Annotated in this window: 13 protein-coding genes and 1 pseudogene; 9 read left to right on the top strand and 5 right to left on the bottom strand. The window is 34.0% G+C overall.

The genetic code is table 11. The annotated features are described in order from the left end of the window. Positions 1-8: 8 nt before the first annotated feature. Both H3Z85_10730 and H3Z85_10725 read right to left on the bottom strand, forming a co-directional pair. On the bottom strand, positions 9-614 hold the full coding sequence (locus tag H3Z85_10730) for a serine acetyltransferase (protein QPQ53740.1): 606 nt from the start codon (positions 612-614) through the stop codon (positions 9-11). 9 nt (positions 615-623) lie between these two features. After that, a pseudogene (locus H3Z85_10725) lies at positions 624-1,165 on the bottom strand (glycosyltransferase). 105 nt (positions 1,166-1,270) lie between these two features. Between H3Z85_10725 and H3Z85_10720 the strand changes: the two are divergent. Further along, on the top strand, positions 1,271-1,573 hold the full coding sequence (locus H3Z85_10720; protein QPQ53739.1) for a DUF4298 domain-containing protein: 303 nt from the start codon (positions 1,271-1,273) through the stop codon (positions 1,571-1,573). Here the strand turns inward: H3Z85_10720 and H3Z85_10715 are convergent. Further along, complete coding sequence (locus tag H3Z85_10715; GenBank protein ID QPQ53738.1) at positions 1,557-1,817, bottom strand: hypothetical protein; 261 nt, start codon at positions 1,815-1,817, stop codon at positions 1,557-1,559. The two genes, H3Z85_10720 and H3Z85_10715, sit on opposite strands and share 17 nt — an antisense overlap. A gap of 215 nt (positions 1,818-2,032) precedes the next feature. Here H3Z85_10715 and H3Z85_10710 point away from each other — a divergent pair, with 215 nt between their 5' ends. From H3Z85_10710 to H3Z85_10690, 5 genes are all read left to right on the top strand, one after another. Further along, complete coding sequence (locus H3Z85_10710) at positions 2,033-2,872, top strand: RteC domain-containing protein (GenBank protein ID QPQ53737.1); 840 nt, start codon at positions 2,033-2,035, stop codon at positions 2,870-2,872. A gap of 263 nt (positions 2,873-3,135) precedes the next feature. Continuing rightward, complete coding sequence (locus H3Z85_10705) at positions 3,136-4,686, top strand: type I restriction-modification system subunit M (protein ID QPQ53736.1); 1,551 nt, start codon at positions 3,136-3,138, stop codon at positions 4,684-4,686. Positions 4,687-4,733: 47 nt separating this feature from the next. Beyond that, positions 4,734-5,891: a restriction endonuclease subunit S gene (locus tag H3Z85_10700; GenBank protein QPQ53735.1), complete on the top strand. Its 1,158-nt coding sequence runs from the start codon at positions 4,734-4,736 to the stop codon at positions 5,889-5,891. A 354-nt stretch (positions 5,892-6,245) separates the two neighbouring features. Next, the gene (locus H3Z85_10695) at positions 6,246-7,766 is read left to right on the top strand and encodes an IS21 family transposase (protein QPQ53734.1); all 1,521 of its coding nucleotides are present in this window, start codon (positions 6,246-6,248) and stop codon (positions 7,764-7,766) included. A gap of 23 nt (positions 7,767-7,789) precedes the next feature. Next, positions 7,790-8,527: an ATP-binding protein gene (locus H3Z85_10690; GenBank protein QPQ53733.1), complete on the top strand. Its 738-nt coding sequence runs from the start codon at positions 7,790-7,792 to the stop codon at positions 8,525-8,527. A gap of 12 nt (positions 8,528-8,539) precedes the next feature. Here H3Z85_10690 and H3Z85_10685 read toward each other — a convergent pair whose 3' ends face one another. Then, positions 8,540-9,049 (bottom strand): restriction endonuclease subunit S, encoded by a 510-nt coding sequence (locus H3Z85_10685; protein QPQ53874.1) that lies wholly within the window; start codon positions 9,047-9,049, stop codon positions 8,540-8,542. 7 nt (positions 9,050-9,056) lie between these two features. Between H3Z85_10685 and H3Z85_10680 the strand changes: the two genes are divergently transcribed. Beyond that, positions 9,057-9,611 carry a restriction endonuclease subunit S gene (locus tag H3Z85_10680; GenBank protein QPQ53732.1) on the top strand — a complete coding sequence of 185 codons (555 nt, stop codon included), beginning with the start codon at positions 9,057-9,059 and terminating at the stop codon, positions 9,609-9,611. Between the two features lie 9 nt (positions 9,612-9,620). On the opposite strand, the gene H3Z85_10675 is transcribed toward H3Z85_10680, so the two are convergent. Further along, positions 9,621-10,793: a restriction endonuclease subunit S gene (locus tag H3Z85_10675; protein ID QPQ53731.1), complete on the bottom strand. Its 1,173-nt coding sequence runs from the start codon at positions 10,791-10,793 to the stop codon at positions 9,621-9,623. 84 nt (positions 10,794-10,877) lie between these two features. Here H3Z85_10675 and H3Z85_10670 point away from each other — a divergent pair, with 84 nt between their 5' ends. Both H3Z85_10670 and H3Z85_10665 read left to right on the top strand, forming a co-directional pair. After that, a complete protein-coding gene (locus H3Z85_10670; GenBank protein ID QPQ53730.1) occupies positions 10,878-11,804 on the top strand; it encodes a site-specific integrase in 927 nt (308 codons plus the stop codon). Positions 11,805-11,894: 90 nt separating this feature from the next. Next, the gene (locus tag H3Z85_10665) at positions 11,895-14,762 is read left to right on the top strand and encodes a type I restriction endonuclease subunit R (protein QPQ53729.1); all 2,868 of its coding nucleotides are present in this window, start codon (positions 11,895-11,897) and stop codon (positions 14,760-14,762) included. Positions 14,763-14,834: the final 72 nt, after the last annotated feature.

The following is a 14,834-nucleotide window of genomic DNA, read 5'->3' as shown; positions in this document are numbered from 1 at the left end:
AAAAGGAGCTACCTGAACAGATGGCTCCTTATATTTTTTTTGTCGGTTAGTAGTGATTTAATTTTATTATTAATGTATCCCATTGTAGCATTGGTATTGCTACTGATGCTTGCGGGATTGCCGATAACCACAGAATGATCAGGAATATCGAAATTCACATAAGCGTTCGGTGCGATCAGAACATTGTTGCCAATTGATATTTTTCCCACCAACACCGCGTTTGGACCAATCCACACTTCGTCACCAATCACAGGAACGCCCTCATTTTTTCTACGGTTGGCTTGGGCAATCGATACGCCTTGTGCGATGTTGCAGTTTTTTCCAATTTTCGCTTTTGGGTTGATCACCACGTTTCCCCAATGTCCCAAATAAAAACCCTCTCCAATTTGTGTTTCCGGATAGATTTGGAAGCCGTATTTAATTTGATGATGCCTTAAAACTAATCGCCAAAACATTCCTAATACAGAGTTTTTCCTATAATGCTGGGTTTTCCGTAAGATATAGATAAAATGCAAGTTGGGATTGATGCATTTTGCCCAAATTTGCAAAGGAGACAGCCAATTTCCGCTTTCCCTATAAAAATCCTTCTGGATACTAGTGTGATTACTTTGCATAAGACAAAATTAAAGATTATCGATGATTTTTTGAATGTGTTGCACAGATTTTTCGAGGGTAAATGGCATTTGGTAACCTTTCATATTTTCCAGGTATTTGTCGAAAGATTCGGGATTTTCAAGTGCTTTTTTCATTCCATCATAAATTCCCTGTTCGGAATTTTCTACAATAAGTCCTAATTTTCCGTTTTCCAGCATTTCGCTAACTCCCGAAACTTCGGTGGCGATAATTTTCTTTTTTAAAGTAATTGCTTCAAATAAAACCGTCGGAAAACCTTCATATCTCGAGCTCAGAACAAAGAAATCCGCATTCCGAAAGTGCGGATAAGGATTGCTTTTACCGGAATATCCTGAAGCCGGTTGGTGGTAATCATCTCGCCTTTGTTCAGGTAAATAACATTAATCCAATCTGGGATTTCACTCAGATATTTTCCGGAATACAAATTCAGTAGAAGATCAATTTCGTATTTATCGTCCGGAAGTTTTTTAAGAAAAGTCGCCAAAACTTTTTCTGCGCCGCCATGACGCAGAGAACCGATTCGGACGAGGATTTTCTTTTTTTCATGCTAAGGAAACCGTCTTTGCAAACTTAATTTTCATCAAATATACGTTTAGTCTTTTTTAAATTTTTATTTTTGAAGCAAATTTTAATGGAAATGGAAATTGATCTTGAAAGAATCACCGAGATGGAAAATGCCTTGAACCAAACCGACCAGTTGATCAAGGAAATGGAAAATCTATTGAAAAAATGGGAAGAGAACCTACCCAATTACCAAAAACTTTATAATTATTACTACAGCGAAGAATGGAGCAAAGATTTCGAAGCGGCGAACGAAAATAAATTTCCAGTCGGTTTCCCACACGGTGTTTTGAGTGAAGATGCGGCTTACAATACGTTGGGAGATTTCCGCGAACTGTCGCTAAGAATGTTGAAAATTGGCGTTAAGGGCGTGGAGTAGAATTTTTCACAGGTTTGTAGGTGTGCGGAAGATTTTTTTGGAGATAATCTTCGAGTGCTTTTCGGTTTTGTTCCAATTCTCGCGGATACATCACATTGTTCGTCAGCAATCGTTCGCCATATTCATCAATAGTACAAATGAATTTCGCGGGACTTCCAACATAATCCGAATTATCTGGAACAGAAGAACTTACTACGCTTAAAGAACCGATAATACAGTTGTTTCCTATGGAAACTCCCGGCATGATAACACTTCATATTTTTAGTGTGTAGTAAAACTAAAATATGAAAAAAGAAGCTACCTGAACAGATGGCTCCTTATATTTTTTTGTCGGTTAGTAGTGATTTTTTTTATGTAAATAGTTTGGCTTGTTTGAGGATAGCTTCTATAAATACTTTTTAACTATTTGTATTTCAAAATACTTCATATGAAAAAAACTAACAAATAGTAGTTTACTAAATGACATCTTCACTAAATCATATCATATCGGAGATACAGCGAAAAGAAAATGCTATTTCGCTGTCTGCACCTAATACTATTGATGAAGCATATCAAATGACTATATACCTAAAAGAATATTTATGGTCAATAAGAGAAGACATTACAAAGCAAGGTTTTAAAAACCATTGGGAGGAGATCAATTTCTTTCGCAATATCAAGCCATATATTCTCTCCAAGCTTATTTACCACAATAAGATATTTCGCATACAGACAGCTTGCCCTGTTGATGGAGGGAAAATGTATGCGAGTTATTTTTTGGAACAGTTGAAGGAATTAAAACAGGAATACAGGGAGCATATCTACAATTCAGATTTTTACAGATATTACCGTTCAGGAAGAACCGACCGTGATGAAACCTACTTTAGATTAGGTAATATTAATTTCCACGATGGTTTGAATAGTTTTGTATTTGAAATTGACCCCCTGTTTTCAACTTATTATGATAACAAAGTGGCTCGGATAATAGCCAATGAACTACTCTATACCTACATTCTCCAAAAAATCAATGATGATGAAATGGCAGATTTTTCTGCGAGGGATATATCTGATAGCATCCTTTGGACGGATACCAAAAATGCCTTGATAGAACTGATTTATGCTCTTTACGCAAATAGCTCTCTTTCTGATGGTAAAATAGGAATACGCAAAATCAGTTTGGCTTTAGAAAGAATGTTTCAGATTTCTTTAGGAGATTTGCATCATTCTTTCCATCGAATGAAATATCGTGCAGGTTCCCGAACCGCATTTTTAGACCAACTGAAATCTTCTTTAGAAGAATATATGGATAAAGATTTGTAAACGAATACTTCTAAGATAGCCTTGTCAAAAACAGATGAATAAAATGAAAGAAAAAAAAAGTTCTTTAAATTATTATAGAAAGAAATAGATGACTTCTCCTAGTATTACTTGTAATAAACGAATTTTTAAAATTTTCTAGACCAAATTTATCTATTCAAACAACCACCTTTTTTACAGCCTACATAATGTTTAGTAGCTAAAAGTTTACTATTTTAGTGGATTCTTAAGGATTAAAAATCCCTAATCAAATAACGCTTATTTCAATGTCAGAAGAACAGAAGAAAATATTAGAGCAACAGCTCTGGAATATAGCCAATACGTTACGTGGAAAAATGAATGCAGATGAATTCCGAGATTATATTTTGGGATTTATTTTTTATAAGTATTTGGCTGAAAAAATGGAAATCTATGCGAATTCCATTTTGGAAGAAGATCAAATCCAATTCAGAGATATCAAAGAAGATACGCCTAAAGGTTTAGAATATATTGGAGCTATTCGAGAAGAAGCTCTGGAAACATTGGGTTATTTTTTAAAGCCTTCTGAACTATTTAGCGAAATTACCAAAAGAGGTGATAACAATTTCATCCTTGAAGATTTACAAAAAATCCTGACCAATATCCAGCTCAGTACAATGGGAACACAAAGTGAAGAAGACTTTGAGGACTTGTTCTCTGATATGGATTTGAATAGTAATAATCTGGGTAGAACTGCTGATGCTAGAAATACACTTATTGTAAAAGTTCTAAAGCATCTCGATGAAATTGACTTCAAATTGAATGATACAGAATTGGATGTTTTAGGAGATGCTTATGAGTATTTGATCGGTCAGTTTGCCAGCGGTGCAGGAAAAAAAGCGGGAGAGTTTTATACGCCTCAAGAAGTATCCAAAATTCTTGCAAAAATTGTTACAACAGGTAAAAATCGTTTAAAATCGGTATATGACCCAACTTGTGGTTCAGGATCATTACTATTACGTGTTGCAAGAGAAGTAAAAGATGTCAATAATTTCTACGGACAAGAAATGAACCGTACAACGTACAATCTTGCTCGCATGAATATGATCTTGCATGGAGTGCATTATCGTCAGTTCGATATAAAACAAGAGGATACACTAGAACATCCACAGCATTTAAACGATATGCCATTTGAAGCAATTGTCGCAAATCCTCCTTTTTCAGCGAAATGGAGTGCCAATCCATTATTTTTAAATGATGACCGTTTTAGCCAATATGGAAAATTAGCTCCTTCAAGCAAAGCTGACTTTGCATTTGTGCAACACATGATTTATCATTTGGCAGAGAATGGAACAATGGCTATTGTTCTGCCTCATGGTGTGTTGTTCCGTGGAGCATCAGAACTGCATATTCGTAAATACCTGATTGAACAGAAAAATTATTTGGATGCGGTCATAGGCTTACCTGCCAATATTTTCTACGGAACAAGTATACCAACTTGTATTCTGGTATTTAAAAAGTGTAAGGAAGATCCTGACAATATCTTATTTATTGATGCCAGTAAAGAATTCGAGAAAGTTAAGAACCAAAATATGTTACGGGAAGAACATATCGATAAGATTGTTGAAACCTACCGTAACAGAACGACTATTGAAAAATACAGTCACTTAGCTACCCTAAAAGAAGTTGAAGAGAATGACTATAACCTCAACATTCCTCGCTACGTAGATACATTTGAAGCCGAAGAAGAAATCGATATTCAATCCGTAATGCAGGAAATCAAATCTTTAGAAGCAAAACGAGCGCAACTGGACAAAGAGATTGATGTGTACTTCAAAGAATTGGGACTTGTTTTTTAATTTTTTACATCCTTAATGTTTTTACTAACGAAAATTGAATCATCGAGATGATAAATAAAAAATTAAAAGTAGGTAACGTTCCTAATTTGAGATTTCCTGAATTTACTGAGGAATGGGAAACTAAGAAGTTGGGGGAAGTGATGCACTTTAAAGTAACCAACTCCTTTTCTCGTGAAAATTTAAATTACGAAGTCGGTACGGTAAAAAATATCCATTACGGAGATATTCACACTAAATTTCAAACCTTATTTGACACTACTAAGGAAGTAGTCCCTTTCATAAATGAAGAAATAAATCTTGACAGGATTTCTGATGAAAATTATTGCAAAGAAGGAGATGTAATTTTTGCTGATGCTTCAGAAGATTTGAATGATGTGGGAAAAAGTATCGAAATTATAAATGTCAATAGCGAAAAATTATTATCAGGTTTACACACCTTATTAGGAAGACCAAAATCAAGTATTTTCCACTTGGGCTTTAATGGTTATTTATTCAAATCCAATTCTGTCAGAACCCAAATTCAAAAAGAATCCCAAGGGTCGAAGGTTTTAAGTATCAATACTGGAAGGATTTCAAAAATAGAATTATCATTTCCCTCCGTAAATGAGCAAGAAAGAATCACTATTTTATTGAGTTTGATGGATGAACGTATTCAAACCCAAAACAAAATAATTGAACAATTAGAAACCTTAATTAAAGGGCTAAGTGAAAAAATATATTCGCAGAAAATTAGGTTTAAGAAATTCACAGAGAAATGGGAGGTGAAGAAGTTAGGCGAAATATCAACCATTACAACTGGTTCTTCTAATCGAGAAGATTCTATTTTAAATGGAGAATATACGTTTTTTGACAGGTCACAAGATATTAGAACAAGTAGTAGATTTTTGTTTGATAAAGAAGCAGTAATTGTTCCAGGAGAAGGGCAAGAATTTATCCCTAAATATTTTATAGGAAAATTTGATCTTCATCAACGAACATATGCGATTTTTGATTTCAGAGGAATAAATGGAAAATATTTATATTACCATTTACTTAATGATGATAAATATTTACAATCAAAAGCAGTTGGTTCTACTGTAAAGTCATTACGATTGCCAATGTTTCAATCTATGCCTATCAAATCTCCTTGTTTAGATGAGCAAACTACCATTGCCAATTTTCTTTCTGTTATTGAAACAAAAATTCAAACAGAAAAAATATTTTAGATAAATACCATTGTCAAAAACAATATCTGTTACAGAGCCTATTTATATAAACAAGTTCTGTAAAAGGTTCTTTTTTGTATTTCATATTTTTTTAATAACGTCTTTTCAATATTTATTTTCTCATCAAGTGATGATAGTAATTTCTCAATATTACCTTGTTCATCAAGTGATGGGTGTCTATAACGGAGGTCAATGGGCCAGTTGATTCGGTTTGATTTGCCAATTATTTCGGAGGTCAATGGGCCAAATAATCTTCTTAAATTCGGAGGTCGTTGGGCCACTTTCCATTAAACTGCTTAAGTTGCTGTTGTATAATCATATGATCACAGCATGGCAGGACAACGGAAAGACAAAATGGAACTCAGAACACTTATCCTTCTAAAGAAAAAAGGACTTAGTAACCGTAAGGTTGCCCAGATAATGAACATCAACCGTAAAACGGTGGACAGCTATATTAAGCGGTTTAAAGTACTAGAATTAGATCATGCTGAACTTCTAGCTATGGATGATGCAAATCTTCATGATCTTTTTACCCAGGATGACCAAACCGAAAAGATGCGATATGAACACCTGTCATCTCAGTTCAGTAAGATACAGCAAGAGCTTAAGCGCCCTGGGGCCACCTTGCAGACGTTATGGCAAAATTACCTACTTGAATATCCTGATGGTTACCGCTATACCCAATTTACCACCCATTACAGAAAGTGGAGAGGCAAGATCAAAGCTTCGGGGAAACTGGATCATAAAGCGGGTGAAAAACTTTTCGTAGACTTTACAGGCAAAAAGATGTCCTATGTTGATAGAGGTACAGGAGAGGTTATCCCTGTCGAAATCTTCGTTGCCGTCTATCCCTGCAGTCAATATACGTTTGTAAAAGCCGTTGCAAGCCAAAAACGTGAAGATTTTATCGATTGCCTTAATAGCTGTTTGCAGTGGTCTGGTGGCGTGCCGCAGGCTATTGTATCTGACAATCTTAAATCAGCCGTGAGTAAAGGCTCCAAATATGCCCCAGAAATCAATAAAACACTTGCCGACTTTGCACTCTTTCATAGTTGTGTAGTAGATCCTGCCCGCCCATATCACCCACAAGATAAAGCTCTTGTAGAACGTAGTGTAACATTGGTCTACCAGCGTATCTTTTACCCACTGGACAAACAGACCTTCTTTAGTTTGAAAGAACTTAATGTAGCCATAGCAGAACAGTTGGTGTTATATAATGATTATTTGTTCTCACATGGAGGCTCCACTAGGAGGAGCCAATTTATTGATATGGAAAAAGAACACCTAACCCCGTTACCTTTATCAACCTATAACTTGCGGTACTTTAGACGAGCAAAAGTGCAGAAGATATCACATATATATCTCAATGCTGATAGAAACTACTATAGTGTACCTCACCGTTATATTGGCCATCATGTAGAAGTTCAATATAACAATGACACTGTTGAGGTCTTTTATAACTTTCAGCGTATAGCAAAGCATCAGCGGTGCTTTCGACCGGGTAACTATGCCACCATCGCAGATCATATGCCTTCTTCACATCAGGTTTATAACCACTGGAGTCCGATGTACTTTGAACAGCGGGCCGAAGCTGTTGGACCATCTGCACAACAATATATCCGCCAACTAATTGCACAGTATAGCTACCCTGAACTAGGGTATAAACAGGCACAGGGAATACTTGCTCTTGTGAAAACCCATAGCGTTTCCCGCGTTGAAAACGCCTGTAAAAGAGGTCTTTTCCATCATAAATCATCTTACCAAACGATAGTCAATATCCTTAAAAATAAACTTGACACTCTAGAAGAGGAAGTACAACAGACCTTCCATATCCCTGAGCATGAAAATCTACGGGACACCTCGATTTACAGATAGTAAACAACATTAAAAATGATAATATGAATGAGAACACAACAATCGAAAAAATGCGCAAGATGCGTATGATCACCATGGCCGAGCTTTATCGAAGTAGTCTGAGTGATAATCTTTATCGTGAAATGAGCCTGGATGACTTCCTAGCGACCATTATCGATGCAGAATGGGAAGCTAGACAGAATAAGAATATTGATAATCTGATCTACAGGGCTTCATTCAAGGAAAAAGCTGCTGCCACTGACATTGATTACAACCCTTCCAGAAACCTTGACAGAAATATGTTTGAGAGACTCCTTTCTCTGGGGTTTATAAACCGTAAAGAAAACATAATATTAACAGGCTCTGCCGGTTCAGGAAAAAGCTTCCTTGCGCAGTGTATCGGAGTTAAAGCCTGTCAGATGTTGTATAAGACGCTCTATCTCAATACAGGCAGGTTCTTTGATATGGTGAAAATCGCCAGATTGGATGGCACATACCATAAGTTACTCAAAAAGATCGAAAGAGCAGAATTACTAATACTCGATGACTTTGGACTTACTTCCATAGATCAGCACGCAAGGACAGCACTTTTGGATATCATAGAAGATCGTTATAATAGCGCCTCATTAATAATAGCTACTCAGATCCCCGTAGAAAAATGGCATGGACTAATCGGTGAAAGTACGATTGCTGATGCTATACTTGACAGGGTAACATTCTCCTCACATAGAGTAGAATTGACAGGTGAATCCTATCGTAGAAAAAAGAAATTGGAATCTTAATCAAATTGTATATTATTGTAATCGGAAAGTGCCCCAATGACTAGCGAAATAATTGGCCCAATGACTCCGAAATCCCTGCCCCAGCATCTCCGAAATAGACAATGGGCAAAAAATTAATGATTCTCCATAATCTTTGAAATAGATATGCGGAATCCCAGAGCCAACTTTGTATTTCTCAAAGTTGAAGAATTTTAAACAGAAAAAAATATACTTCAAATTAACATCTGGTTTTACAGTTAGATAGTTCAAAGTACCAATAACCGAAAACTTATCCGATGCGTATTGAACCTTTCCAACTCCAGAACCATCTTTTATTATTAAAATCGCATCTTCATTAATTTGAGAATTTTCCGTAAATGCAATAACACCTGTAGCTCCATAAACTGGGTAAATTCCATTTTTATCAATTACATCAGATTCTGTTAATGATGATGAATAGCAAGAAACACAATTATTTATTTTCTTATTTGGTACTTGATTTAGAATTAGTTTCTGACAAAGCCCTTTAATTAGGGATTTTATTTCCTATGTGATTACGCTTCGCAATCAACTATACGAACAAATTCTTAATCAAGAAAATGAATATGTTCAAGTTAAGGATACTTTAAACTATGAACAGCCAACTAAATATTTGGTTACAAATACAGATTATTCATCTGATATTTCGCTAATTCCAGTTCTAACTGCAAATAAAGCTTTTGTATTAGGATATACCGATGAAGAATTTGGTATTTATGACAAAGGTCAATGTATCATTTTCGATGATTTTACAATGGATATAAAGTTTGTTAATTTTATATTCAAAGTAAAATCTTCAGCAATTAAAATACTGACAGCGAAACCAAATGTTAACCTAAAATTTATATTTGAGTATTTGTCATTTTTAAATCTATCATCAAATGAACACAAACGGCATTATATATCAGAAATTGAGCCTATGGAAATGCAATTACCAAATTATGTTCAACAAACATATGTTGCAGATTTTCTATCAAGTATTGACGATAAAATAAAAACTGAATTTGAAATTCATACGCTATTACTTAAGCAGAAACAATACTTGTTAGCTAATTTATTTATATAAATAAATTAGCTAACAAGTATCTCTTTGTTCTTCAAATTTATGCAATAGTTGGCTTTCAATATCAATCTTTGAATCTATAGATGAAAGGTAATCAGCAATCTTTTTTTGCTCTTCAATACAAGGTAAATCAAATTTAATTCTCGCAAAATTGTCATAGAAAAGATAATCTCTTACTCCTCCTTCAACATTTTTTAAAACTTCTCTATTAAAAAAATCTGTCTTTAGATATTGATATAGAAAGTTATCATTTACGATGTTATCTGTTTTAAAACAAACATACAATGAACTGATAATAATATTCTCTAAGTTTTCACTATAGCCAATAGATCCCACATTAATTCTTGCTGGATTATAGGCAAAGGTGTTCTTGTCAATTATTTTGTATAATTTAATATCGTAGCCTCTATCTTCGCTATCAACTCCCTCGAATTGCTCACTTTGCGGAACGAATCCTAATTTGTTATTTATAGAATAAACAGGAAGCTTTTCGTTATTTTTATTTCTCTTATTTATAAGAGTTGTAACCTCTCCCAACTTTTTAGTATTCCAATCTATATAATTTTTATTGTTTCCATTTTTAAATCTCAATTGACGTGAGAATAATTTCTTACTAATCGTAATCTTTAATAACTTCAGCTCCTCAATTATTTTGTTTTGGGTTTGGATTCTTTCGTCAAGTAAAGCCAAAAATGAAGAAATTCTATTTTGCTCATTAAGCTTTGGTAGACTTAAAGAAAGAGAAGCTAGTTGACTTGAATATAAATGTACTACGGAAATACCTTGTGCTAAATTAGCTATTTCCATTTTCTTTTTACTGTTTAGATAATAAGACAAAAAGATTCCATTATTCTTAGTCTTAATGATATTCAAATCACCTCCTAGTGCAATCCCAGATTTCAAGACACAGGAAGCTGTTGCAATATCGATTGTTGTTTCGCCAGAAGCAGGAATTATGACGTCATTCATTTCACTTAAGACTAAAGTCGATGTATTTACATTAGTCTTGGATTTTATTTCATTGATAACTTCTCTGTAATGTGTATAGAGTTCGCCATATCTTATACATTCAATAATTCCATTTTCTTCTATATCACTTTTAGAAATTCCCTTTCCCTTTGAAAACGTAGCAATATCTCCCAACTTCTTAGTTTCCCATTCCTCAGTAAATTCAGGAAATCTCAAATTAGGAACCTTAGTTCCAAATCCATCTGGGGGATAAAGTGTCCTTAATTTCTTTCCTTTGAGATTTTAAAAAATTAAATTATAATGAATGAACAAAAACAACTCTCAGAAGTTATCGATCTATGGAAAATAGACAAAAAACAGTATGTAAAAAAGTCAAGTTTCTCAGCTTATACGCTATTGATTGAAAATCATCTACTGCCTAATTTCGGTAATAAAATTGCGATTGAAGAAGCTGATGTCCAAAGCTTTGTTTTTCAAAAGTTGGAAACAGGCTTAAGTCATAAAACAATTAAGGATATTTTAATTGTTCTGAAAATGATTTTGAAATTTGGAGCTAAAAACAAATGGTTGAAATATACCCCTTTTGATATTCAGTTTCCTACTGAACGAGAAAAGCACAATATTGAAGTGCTTACCAAGACTGATCAGAAAAAAATAATGAACTATATACAAGAGCATTTTACATTTAGGAATTTAGGTGTATATATATGTTTAAGTGCAGGAATGCGTATTGGGGAAGTATGTGCATTAACTTGGGAAGATATTGATACCGATAACGGAATTATCAGTGTTAACAGAACCATCCAGCGTATTTATATGATAGAAGATGGAACTCGTAGAACGGAATTGATTCTGGATACCCCTAAAACTAAAAATTCTATTCGTGAAATTCCGATAAGTAAGGATTTATTAAGAATATTGAAACCATTTAAAAAGATTGTGAATCCTTTATTTTTTGTATTGACAAACGATGCTAAACCAACTGAACCCAGAACCTACAGAAGCTATTACAAAAATTTAATGAAAGAATTAAAAATGCCTGAACTTAAATTTCACGGGTTAAGACATAGTTTCGCAACCCGATGTATTGAAAGTAATTGCGATTATAAAACGGTAAGTGTACTATTAGGGCATTCCAACATCAGCACTACGTTAAATCTTTATGTACATCCTAATATGGAACAAAAGAAGAAAGCTATTGAGCAGATGTTTAAGGCTCTTAGATAAGTTTTAGATTATGGATTAGGAGAACATTATATTTTGTTAAATTTGTACATAGGTAAAAAAAATAAGATAAACTCCTAATTCATAATTATTTTGAGCAAACAGTCCGAACAAATTCTAGAAGAGCAACTCATTGACCAATTACAGAAATTGGGATATAAATACGCTTTTATTGTTGATGAAATAGCTTTACTGGCAAACCTGAAAATACAATTAGAAAAGCATAATCATATACAATTTAGCGATAGTGAATTTGAAAAAGTATTGAATATACTTAATAAAGGTTCTGTATTCGAAAAAGCCAAAGTATTGCGTGAAAAAAAACATCACATTATTCGGGATAATGGTGATAACCTGTATTTTGAATTTCTCAATGTAGAACATTGGTGTCAGAACGAATATCAGGTAACCAATCAAATTACACAAGAAGGGAAATATGAAAATCGTTATGATGTTACCTTACTGGTGAATGGATTGCCTTTAGTGCAAATCGAGCTGAAACGAAGAGGTTTGGAAATGAAAGAAGCATTCAACCAAATCAACCGTTATCAAAAACATAGCTTTGGTGCTGGAAAGGGTTTGTTTCATTTTGTACAATTATTCGTTATAAGTAACGGTGTAAATACCAAATATTTCAGTAATTTTGGAACACATAAGCAGGAATATCTTCAGACGTTTCATTGGACAGACGAACAAAATAATCCATTAAATAATATTTTAAACGGCTTTACCGATTCTTTTTTAGAACCTTGTCATATCAGTAAAATGATCTGTAAGTATATCGTTCTGAATGAAACTGATAAACGTCTGATGGTACTTCGTCCATATCAGTATTATGCGGTAGAAAGTATTATCAAAAAGGTAAAAGAAAACGAAATTCTGAATGGCTATAACATCGAAAAAAATGGCTACATCTGGCATACAACTGGAAGTGGAAAAACCTTAACCAGTTTCAAAGCCAGTCAGATTCTATCCAAAATTCCAGCTATCAAAAAAGTGGTTTTTGTGGTAGATAGAAAAGATCTGGATTATCAAACCAACCAAGAGTATGATAAATTTAGTAAGGGCTCGGTAAGTTCTGCTACTAATACGGATGACCTCATTCGTAAATTAAACGACCCGAATGTTCGCATCATCGTTACCACCATTCAAAAGCTAAATAATGCAATTTCAGGAAGAAACTTATCAAAAATGAAATCCATTCAGCACGAAAGGATGGTTTTTATCTTTGACGAATGCCATCGTTCGCAATTTGGTGATACCCACAAAAACATCGTCAATTATTTTACCAATATTCAATTATTTGGCTTTACAGGCACTCCCATTTTGGCAGAGAATGCAGATGGAGAAAAAACAACCGCAAGCTTGTTTGGAAAATGTCTGCATAAATATGTAATTACAGATGCCATACGTGATGAGAATGTACTGAAGTTTTCTGTAGAATACATTCAGACTTTCAAACAGAAAGAACATATCATTGATTTAAAAGTAGAGCAAATCAATGAAACTGAAGTTTTTGAAGCTCCTGAACGAAAGGAAGCCATTGTAGATTACATCATTCAATACCACGATCAGAAAACCCAAAACAGGAAATTTTGTGCAATGATGTGTGTACAGGATATTGATTCGGTCATTCAATACTATGAAATTTTCAAGCGTAAAAAACAAGAGGAACAGCACGATTTAAAAATAGCGACTATTTTTAGCTTTGCTCAGAATGAAGAGGAAATGGAAGATGCTGTTTATTCCCAATTAGGAATGGTTGCTGAACCACAAGCAGTTTACGGCTACAAACCTCATCGTAGAGAATTATTAGAAACGTATGTACAAGACTTTAATGAATTATTTGGAGAGAAACAGAACGTAAAAGATACCGAAGGATTTTACAACTATTACAATGCGGTAGCCAAAAAATCAAAGCAAAACGAGACGGATATTTTGTTGGTAGCCAATATGTTTTTGACAGGATTTGATAGTAAGTATTTAAACACCTTATACGTTGATAAAAATCTGAAATATCATGGATTGATACAAGCATTTAGCCGTACCAATCGTATTCTGGATAAGAATAAAACACAGGGAAATATTGTATGTTTCCGAAACCTAAAAGACAAGACAGACGAAGCCATCGCTTTATTCAGCAACAAAGAAGCAATTGATGAGATTATTGTAGAACCATACGAAGCGTATGTAGAAAAGTTTAACGAAGCCACGCAGAAATTATTAGAAATCGTTCCACAAGTAGTATCTGTTGACGGTTTATATTCGGAAGAAGATCAGCTACAATTTATTTTGGCTTTCCGTGCCATGATGCGTTTGCACAAAAAAATGAGCCATTACACAGAATTTACTTGGGATGATTTACAGATGGAGGAACAACTTTTTGCCGATTATACCAGTAAATATCTGGATTTAAAGGAAAAACTCGATCCTACTGATCCGTCTAAAAAAGCGTCTATTCTTAATGATATAGATTTTGAATTGGAATTGATTAGGCGTGATACAATCAATGTAACTTACATACTTCAGTTATTGATTAAATTCAAGTCGAAACATAGTGCGAAAGACAAAGAAAGTATTGAAAAAGATATATTCAATTTACTGAACACCGAGGTCTCATTAAGAAGTAAAAGAGAATTGATTGAAAAATTTATTCAGGAAAGTTTACCACATATCGAAGATACGGATGCCATTCCAGAAGAGTTTGAAAAATTCTGGAATGTAGAGCAAGAAAAAGCACTTCAGGAACTAGTCAAAACAGAAAATCTTTCCGAAGAAAAAACAGAAAGACTGATAGAAAATTATTTGTTTACAGAACGTGAACCTTTGCGAAAAGAAATTTTAGATTTACGGAAAGAAGGAAGACCAAGTGTATTAAAATCTAAGGAAATCGGAGATCGTATTCTAAATAAAATCATTGGATTCGTAGATACTTTTGTTAATGGGATATCAGGAAATTAATGTTTTATTCTAGTAGGATTCATAAGAATCAAAAATATTTAAGAGCGATAAATAAAGGATAGGTTTTAATTT

Source organism: Chryseobacterium indologenes (assembly GCA_016025055.1).
GTDB classification, from domain to species: Bacteria; Bacteroidota; Bacteroidia; order Flavobacteriales; family Weeksellaceae; genus Chryseobacterium; species Chryseobacterium indologenes.
Note: the sequence above shows the minus strand (reverse complement) of the source record. Positions and strands in the feature narration are given on the sequence as shown.

Excerpts from the sequence above, each read along its gene's own strand:
- H3Z85_10695 (QPQ53734.1), top strand. The coding sequence starts at position 6,246 with ATGGAACTCAGAACACTTATCCTTCTAAAGAAAAAAGGACTTAGTAAC.
- H3Z85_10710 (QPQ53737.1), top strand. The coding sequence starts at position 2,033 with ATGACATCTTCACTAAATCATATCATATCGGAGATACAGCGAAAAGAA.
- H3Z85_10720 (QPQ53739.1), top strand. The coding sequence starts at position 1,271 with ATGGAAATTGATCTTGAAAGAATCACCGAGATGGAAAATGCCTTGAAC.
- H3Z85_10705 (QPQ53736.1), top strand. The coding sequence starts at position 3,136 with ATGTCAGAAGAACAGAAGAAAATATTAGAGCAACAGCTCTGGAATATA.
- H3Z85_10715 (QPQ53738.1), bottom strand. The coding sequence starts at position 1,817 with ATGCCGGGAGTTTCCATAGGAAACAACTGTATTATCGGTTCTTTAAGC.
- H3Z85_10730 (QPQ53740.1), bottom strand. The coding sequence starts at position 614 with ATGCAAAGTAATCACACTAGTATCCAGAAGGATTTTTATAGGGAAAGC.
- H3Z85_10700 (QPQ53735.1), top strand. The coding sequence starts at position 4,734 with ATGATAAATAAAAAATTAAAAGTAGGTAACGTTCCTAATTTGAGATTT.
- H3Z85_10690 (QPQ53733.1), top strand. The coding sequence starts at position 7,790 with ATGAATGAGAACACAACAATCGAAAAAATGCGCAAGATGCGTATGATC.
- H3Z85_10670 (QPQ53730.1), top strand. The coding sequence starts at position 10,878 with ATGAATGAACAAAAACAACTCTCAGAAGTTATCGATCTATGGAAAATA.